General features: G+C 56.3%; 6 protein-coding genes. 3 read left to right on the top strand and 3 right to left on the bottom strand.

Going from position 1 to position 7,495, the window contains the following annotated elements; genetic code table 11:
• Positions 1–500 precede the first annotated feature (500 nt).
• The 3 genes from V9K95_RS10340 to hrpB all read right to left on the bottom strand — a co-directional run bounded on the left by V9K95_RS10340 (position 501) and on the right by hrpB (position 5,045).
• A complete protein-coding gene (locus V9K95_RS10340) occupies positions 501–1,064 on the bottom strand; it encodes an ActR/PrrA/RegA family redox response regulator transcription factor (RefSeq protein WP_115051510.1) in 564 nt (187 codons plus the stop codon).
• 95 nt (positions 1,065–1,159) lie between these two features.
• Positions 1,160–2,461 (bottom strand): ActS/PrrB/RegB family redox-sensitive histidine kinase, encoded by a 1,302-nt coding sequence (locus V9K95_RS10335; protein WP_115051509.1) that lies wholly within the window; start codon positions 2,459–2,461, stop codon positions 1,160–1,162.
• 136 nt (positions 2,462–2,597) lie between these two features.
• Positions 2,598–5,045 (bottom strand): ATP-dependent helicase HrpB, encoded by a 2,448-nt coding sequence (gene hrpB, locus V9K95_RS10330; protein ID WP_336440730.1) that lies wholly within the window; start codon positions 5,043–5,045, stop codon positions 2,598–2,600.
• A 197-nt stretch (positions 5,046–5,242) separates the two neighbouring features.
• Between hrpB and V9K95_RS10325 the strand changes: the two genes are divergently transcribed.
• The 3 genes from V9K95_RS10325 to V9K95_RS10315 are packed head-to-tail and all read left to right on the top strand — an operon-like array spanning position 5,243 to position 7,484.
• Positions 5,243–6,355 (top strand): S-(hydroxymethyl)glutathione dehydrogenase/class III alcohol dehydrogenase, encoded by a 1,113-nt coding sequence (locus V9K95_RS10325; RefSeq protein WP_307286334.1) that lies wholly within the window; start codon positions 5,243–5,245, stop codon positions 6,353–6,355.
• Positions 6,355–6,828: a GNAT family N-acetyltransferase gene (locus tag V9K95_RS10320; RefSeq protein ID WP_115051508.1), complete on the top strand. Its 474-nt coding sequence runs from the start codon at positions 6,355–6,357 to the stop codon at positions 6,826–6,828. The genes V9K95_RS10325 and V9K95_RS10320 overlap by 1 nt, the downstream gene beginning before the upstream one ends.
• Entirely contained in the window at positions 6,828–7,484 is a 657-nt protein-coding gene (locus V9K95_RS10315; protein WP_336440729.1) for a DUF1345 domain-containing protein, read from the top strand. The genes V9K95_RS10320 and V9K95_RS10315 overlap by 1 nt, the downstream gene beginning before the upstream one ends.
• The last annotated feature ends 11 nt before the right edge of the window (positions 7,485–7,495 follow it).

The raw sequence follows: 7,495 nt of genomic DNA, 5'->3' as shown, positions 1-7,495 counted from the left end.
GTCAGCTATACCGGCCAGTTCTCCAGCCAGTCACATGACAATGCCATCAAGGCCGATCTGAGCGTGCGGTTTTAGGATGGTAATAGAGGGCGGCAGATGATGCCGTCCTTGTTGCTTCTATATAACAGGAAGGCAGATTGACCTGTGGCAAGAGCCTTGTGATTTGCCTTTGGTTGCAAGAGCGCGATGCGTGGTTCACCCTTTGACAGGCTCAGGAGGGCTCACCATGAGGAAGGCGGGGGGCTCTGCAGGGAGGTTGTCCTGTTAGCGCTATTGCTATCCTCAATCTCGCTCATGAGCCTGGCAGCAACGCTAATTCTGAGACATTGAAGGACAGCTTTGCAATCCTCAACCTCCCTCATGGTGAGCCCCGTCGAACCACGCACTGCATCAGTGCAATGGCGGTTATAATAGGGTGGACGGCTGTTATCCTGTGGGACGAAGCAGTGCAATATACAAGAAAAGGGTAGTAATAGATCGCCCGTAAAGCGTCCGGCAATCTAGCGCGGGGCGCGCTTGGCCAAAATACGCTGCAAGGTGCGTCTGTGCATGTTAAGCCGGCGTGCTGTTTCAGAAACATTCCGGTCGCACATTTCATAAACGCGCTGAATATGTTCCCAGCGCACACGATCGGCCGACATCGGATTTTCAGGCGGCGCCACCTTTTCACCGGAACGGCGGGTCAGGGCTGCGAACACCTCGTCCGCATCAGCCGGTTTTGAAAGATAATCGATTGCGCCGAGCTTTACGGCGTTAACCGCTGTCGCAATATTGCCGTAGCCGGTGAGAATCACCGCGCGCGTATCTTCGCGGCGAGCACGAATGGCTTCGATAATATCGAGACCATTGCCATCGCCAAGGCGCATATCGACAACCGCATAGGCCGGGGCATGGCTTTTGACGCTGGCAAGCCCCGCCTCCACCGAATCGGCAATCGCCACGGTGAAGCCGCGTGTTTCCATGGCGCGCGCCAGACGCTGCAAGAACGGCTTGTCGTCATCAACAAGAAGAAGTGTCGGATCGTTGCCAATGGCGGCAATATCGTCCTGATCCGTATTATCCATCAGGGTTTCCTGCTCATTTTGTAATAGTTAGTGATGTAATGGTTCGCAATGAAGAAAAAGTCAAAGGCTAGAGCAAGTTTTGTTTAACAGGCGAACTAGCCGCTGGTCGTCAATTCGCTGATTGGCCAGATCACGACGACCTCCGCGCCCTGTCCCGGATCATTGCGGTTGCGGAATGTTATTGTGGCACCGGAACGCTCCAGAAGCGTTTTTGCAATAAACAGACCAAGACCAAGACCGCCACCATGTTCATTCACTTCGCGGTCGCGGCCCGTCGTGTAGGGCTCACCGATACGGTCCAGAATTTCGGGAGCAAAACCCTTGCCATCATCGCTGACGATGATCTCGACGGTTTTGTCGTTCCAGCCCCAACTGACCCTAATCGTATGCTTGGCGAAATCGACGGCATTCTCGACCAGATTACCCAGGCCGTAAATGATGCCGGGGTTGCGGCGGATAAATGGTTCGATGCCTTCGCCGCGCAATTTGGTGACTTCAATGCCGATCCCAAAGTTCCTGTTCGGTTCAATGACTTCCTCGATAAGCGAGGAAATCTTCAACCGGGACATATGCTCTTCGCTGGTGGATGAAAGGCTGGTGAGACGTTTCAGAATCTCGCGGCAGCGTTGGGTCTGCGAACGCAAAAGCTCGATATCTTCAGCAAAACGGTCATCCTGCTTCAGGCTGCGCTCCATCTCCTTGGCAACAAGGGCGATAGTGGCAAGCGGTGTACCAAGTTCATGGGCGGCTGCGGCGGCAAGGCCATCCAGCGCGGACAGATGCTGTTCGCGCTGGAGGATCAGTTCTGTTGCTGTCAGCGCATCGGCCAGCAGGCGTGCTTCCTCAGCCACGCGATAGGCATAGACCGCAGTGAAGGCCAGGGCGGAAACGACCGAGCACCACACGCCTGCAATGAGTATGAAAGGCAGATGCATGCTTTCGCCCGGATACCAGGGAAGCGGCAGGTAAATATAGGCAAGGACAGTGGCGCAGATGGTGACGAGAAGTCCAAGCAGAATGGTCGACCATGAGGGCAAAGACGTTGCCGATATGATGACAGGAACAATCATCAGAACAGCAAAGGGATTTTGCAAGCCGCCGGTCATGTAGAGCAGGCCCGCAACCTGCAAAATATCAAAAGCAAGCACGGGAATGGCCGCGCGTGGCTGTAACCGGTGGTTGATCGGATAGCGGAATGACATGAGCAGATTGAGCCATGCCGAACAGGCGATCAGCGCAAAACATACACTGACCGGGAAGGGGAATTTCAGGTAGAGCGCGACAAACAACACCGCTATGCTTTGACCTGCCACTGCGAGCCAGCGCAGGCGAATGAGCGTAGTCAACCGTAACCGGCGCGACAAATATGAAGAGCGTATGCCAAAATCCTGAACCATGAAGGTGCTTTAGATCAAATGTGGCAAAAATGGAATTGGAGAGTTCGGCGAGGGAAACGGAGGCTGCGTGTTGCGAGAATATAGTGCGTGGTTCGACGGGGCTTGTCTGTCGAGATGCAATTAGCTGGAAACCACCTCACGTTCCCCGTGGTTTGGCGCGGGCAGTGGGGGCAGCATTGGCAGGATCTTCCGGCCAGACATGGCGGGGATAGCGCCCGCGCATATCGCTGCGAACATCGGCCCAGGAGCCTTTCCAGAATCCGGGAAGATCGCGTGTTATCTGGATGGGCCGGTGCGCGGGAGACAGAAGTTCCAGCAAGAGAGGGATGGTGCCATTGGCGATGGCCGGGTGGGTGGATAAGCCGAAAAGCTCCTGCACCCGCACGCCAAGAACAGGCTCGCCCTCATCATAACGGATCGGGATATGCGATCCGGTCGGTACCTCGAAATGGGTTGGCGCGAGAGTTTCAATCTTGCGTTGCAGATCGTAGGGAACGGTAGAACGCAATCCCTCGATCAGTACATGCGCGGGAATTTGGTTAAGCTGCGCGCCACCCTTGAGGAAGGGTTTCAACCAATCGTCAAGCGTGGCAAGCAAGGTGTCATCATCCATGGCGGGCCAAGGCGCCCCCAGACCCTGATGCAGCCAGGCAAGGCGGCGGCGCAATGTCAGCGCCTCCTTTGACCATGGGAGAATATCAAGCCCATGGGTTTTGACAGCAGCAATCACCCCAAGATCAGCTTCCTCACCGGTTGGGGCGGGCATGGTCTTTTCTGACAGGGCTATGGCACCGATCCGCGTTGCATCGCGGGCCTGAAGCGCATTGCGGGAGGCATCATAGGTGACTTGCCGACCGCTGACGATCCGATCCGCCATAGCCTCGCGTATTTCCGCTTCACTCACCTCGGCAGCAGCAAGAATACGCGCGCGTCCGGCTCGTCCGGACAGATCAGCGACGACGAGCCAAGGGGATTTGGCAAGTGCAGAGCTAGGATCAACTTCGCCGCCGCGCCCATTGGCCAGAGTGAACTGGCCATTGCCACGCGATTTGGCAATGCGATCAGGATAGGCGCCGATCAGCAGCCGCCCAACGCTGTCGGCTTCCGCCGCAACGGGACCAGACCCTGCCAGACGCTTTGCTAATCCACGGGCACGGGTGGCGCGATCACCGCGCTCACGCTGGAAGCGGGAAAGCCTTACATCGAGATCTATGTCATTGCCGCCAAGTCCACGCTCGGTAAGGAGGATTGCAAGTTCGGCAGCCCGTAATGCCTGCCCCCGTTCGCGCGCGGTCAGCACCATATGGGCAAGGCGGGCAGGCAGAGCCAGCGCACGCATTTCATGGCCCATTGGCGTGACACGATGGTCCTTGCCGAGTGCGCCGAGATTTTCCAAAAGGCTCTTTGCTTCTTTGATCGCCGGGGCAGGTGGAGCATCGAGAAAGCCAAGGCTGGATGGATCAGAAACGCCCCATGCAGCGCAATCCAGCACAAGACCCGTCAGGTCTGCTTCCAGAATTTCAGGCGGAGCAAAGGCTTCAAGCGCGGCGGTCTGTTCGGCACGCCAAAGGCGTATTGCAATACCTGGCTCTGTGCGTCCTGCACGACCCGCGCGCTGATCCACAGCAGCCCGTGCCGCGCGCACAGTTTCCAGCCGCGTCAAGCCGGTTGCGGGTTCAAATTTAGGCAAGCGGGCAAGGCCGCTATCAATGACGACCCGAACGCCGTCAATAGTGATTGATGTTTCTGCAATGGAGGTGGCGAGAACGACTTTGCGCTTGCCCGGCGGTGCAGGTTTGATCGCCGCATCCTGATCGCGCCCCTCAAGCGCGCCATAGAGCGGCACGATAAACGTATCGGCAGGCACGCGGCCTTGCAGTGCTTCAGCCGTGCGCTCGATCTCGCGCTGACCGGGAAGAAAGGCAAGGATACTACCGGTTTCATCAGCAAGCGTGTCGCGGATCGCCTTGGACATGGCGTCTTCGATGCGCTCATCAGGCTTGCGCTCACGATAGCGGATATCGATGGGGAAAGAGCGCCCCTTGCTTTCAAGCACTGGCGCATCGCCGAGCAGCCTGGCAACGCGCGCGCCATCCAATGTTGCCGACATGACCAGCAATTTGAGATCGGGACGGAGGGCGGCCTGCACATCCAACGCGAGCGCAAGACCAAAATCCGCATCAAGGCTGCGCTCGTGAAACTCATCAAAGAGCACCGCAGCTATGTTTGTCAGATCAGGATCATCGAGGATCATCCGGGCGAAAACGCCTTCGGTCACAACGAGGACGCGGGTCTTGGCAGAAACCTTGTTTTCTAGCCGCATACGATAGCCAACGGTTGTGCCGACCTCTTCGCCCAGCAGGCTCGCCATGCGGCTGGCCGCAGCGCGGGCGGCAAGACGGCGGGGTTCAAGCAGGATGATCGTGCGTTCGCCGCGCCATGGCGCATCAAGCAGGTGCAGGGGAATGAGCGTGGTTTTACCAGCACCTGGCGGGGCGACAAGCACCGCAGAATTGCCCGCATCCAGCGCTCTATCAAGAGCGGGAAAGATTTCGGTGACGGGCAGGGTTGGAAGAACTGTCACGGCATATCCGCAAATTGTTATCGTCGCCTTTGACAATTTTTCCCGAGCCAAGTCCATTGATTTCTAATGTTGAAGCGGAAAACAATCATCTGCGACAAAGCGGTTTCATGACGAGAAATGTCGCCGATTTGATTGACGATCCGGGCTGCGATCCTGATAGTGAGCAAATCACTGAAGACGCATTGGGAGACACATTCATGAAATCGCGCGCTGCCGTCGCTTGGGAAGCCAACAAGCCACTGACCATCGAAACAATCGAGATTGGCGGACCCAAGCCCGGCGAAGTTCTCGTCGAGATCATGGCGACCGGTGTCTGCCATACGGATGCCTATACTTTGTCGGGGTTAGACTCCGAGGGCAAGTTCCCGGCAATTCTCGGCCATGAGGGTGCAGGGATCGTGCGCGAAATTGGCGCCGGTGTCACATCACTGAAGGTCGGCGATCATGTCATTCCGCTTTACACGCCGGAATGCCGTCAGTGCAAAACCTGCCTGTCGCAACGGTCAAACCTGTGTACTTCCATCCGCGCCACGCAAGGGCAGGGTGTCATGCCCGACGGCACAAGCCGCTTTTCCTGCGATGGCGGTGAAGTGTTCCACTATATGGGCTGTTCGACCTTCTCGAACTTTACTGTTTTGCCAGAGATTGCCTTGGCAAAAGTGCGCGAGGACGCGCCTTTTGACAAAATCTGCTACATTGGCTGTGGCGTCACTACCGGCATTGGTGCCGTGATCTATACGGGCAAAGTCTGGCCCGGCGCGAATGTCGTTGTATTCGGTCTGGGTGGTATCGGCCTCAATGTCATTCAGGGCGCTCGCATGGTGGGCGCGGACAAGATCATCGGTGTCGATCTCAACCCCGGCAAAGTGGCAATGGCAAAGCAATTCGGCATGACCCATTTCATCAATCCGACAGAGATTGGCAATGACAAGGTGGTTTCCGCCATTCAGGATCTGACCGACGGCGGCGCGGACTTTTCATTCGACGCAACCGGAAATACCAATGTCATGCGGCAGGCACTGGAATGTTGTCATCGCGGCTGGGGCACCAGTATCGTGATCGGCGTTGCAGAAGCAGGTAAGGAAATCTCAACACGGCCTTTCCAGCTGGTTACGGGTCGTAACTGGCGTGGCACCGCTTTTGGCGGCGCACGCGGACGTACTGATGTTCCGAAAATCGTCGACTGGTATATGGAGGGCAAGATCGATATTGATAGCTTGATTACCCACACCATGCCTTTGACAGAAATTAATACGGCTTTCGACCTGATGCACGAAGGCAAGTCCATTCGCAGCGTCGTGACCTTCTGATGGAAGCAAATGCCTATAAGGTCGTCCTTTGCGGGCTGGACGAGCTGTCGCCGCGCGATCTTTATGCCATGCTGAAACTGCGCGTCGATGTCTTTGTCGTCGAGCAGAAATGCGCCTATCCGGAACTGGACGGCAAGGACGCCGATGCCTTGCATCTGCGAATATTGAGCGGCAAGAATCTGGTGGCAAGCGCGCGTATCCGCAAACCGGCCAAAACCGATCCGGCTGCCCGGATCGGGCGCGTTGTGGTTTCGCCGGAACATCGCGGACAACGCCTGGGTGACAGGATCATGGTTGAGGCGATTGCGCAATGCGAACGGCTCTATCCGGAAAGCCCGATCAAGCTTTCGGCGCAAAGCCATTTGTCACGCTTTTACGCCTCGTTCGGTTTCGTGTCCGTGTCGGAGGAATATCTGGAGGATAATATCCCCCATATTGATATGCAGCGTCCAGCCGTTGTGACATCCGAGTAGTGGCCATGAACAAGCGGCATAAGCCTTTTTACATTGCCGCCCTCATCGGGCTTGCAGCTTTGGGATTGGGCTTGGCCTTTGTGCCACGCATTGCCTATGTTATCTCTGCCAATGCGTTCTTTCTCGTCTATTTGGGCTTTACAACGATCAGAATCCCAAAATTGACGGCAGATTATCTGCGCCGCAATGCGGCCAAATCCGACGAGCCGGTATGGATCATTTTCACGGTCACATTTGGCGCGGTGGTCGTGGCCGTGGGCTCGCTTTTTGTCTTGATCAATTCAGGCCAGAACCCGCAGCCCCTTGATCTCACATTGGCATTGGCCGCGGTGCCTCTCGGCTGGCTGACTATCCACATGATGACGGCAATTCATTATGCGCATCTTTACTGGCAGCCTGATGAGAGTGCAGAAGGCGCAAAGACAAAGACACGAAAACATGTTGGCGGGCTGGATTTTCCCGGTGGCAAGGAACCTGGCGGGATTGAGTTCCTGTATTTTTCCTATGTCATAGGCATGACGGCGCAAACCTCCGATACGGGTATCACCAGTACCCAAATGCGTAAGATTAACCTGCTGCATGCGATTGTATCGTTCTTTTTCAACACGGTGCTCGTTGCCGCTGCGGTCAATGTTGCCGTCTCGCTTGGCCAATAAGAATAGTCATA

Source organism: Phyllobacterium sp. CCNWLW183 (assembly GCF_037203775.1).
GTDB classification, from domain to species: Bacteria; Pseudomonadota; Alphaproteobacteria; order Rhizobiales; family Rhizobiaceae; genus Phyllobacterium; species Phyllobacterium ifriqiyense.
The sequence above is the reverse complement of the archived record's forward strand: the minus strand, read 5'-3'. Positions and strand labels throughout refer to the sequence as shown.

Bases quoted from the DNA above. Each gene is read 5' to 3' on its own strand.
- V9K95_RS10320 (WP_115051508.1), top strand. From the start codon at position 6,355: ATGGAAGCAAATGCCTATAAGGTCGTCCTTTGCGGGCTGGACGAGCTG.
- V9K95_RS10340 (WP_115051510.1), bottom strand. From the start codon at position 1,064: ATGGATAATACGGATCAGGACGATATTGCCGCCATTGGCAACGATCCG.
- V9K95_RS10335 (WP_115051509.1), bottom strand. From the start codon at position 2,461: ATGGTTCAGGATTTTGGCATACGCTCTTCATATTTGTCGCGCCGGTTA.
- V9K95_RS10325 (WP_307286334.1), top strand. From the start codon at position 5,243: ATGAAATCGCGCGCTGCCGTCGCTTGGGAAGCCAACAAGCCACTGACC.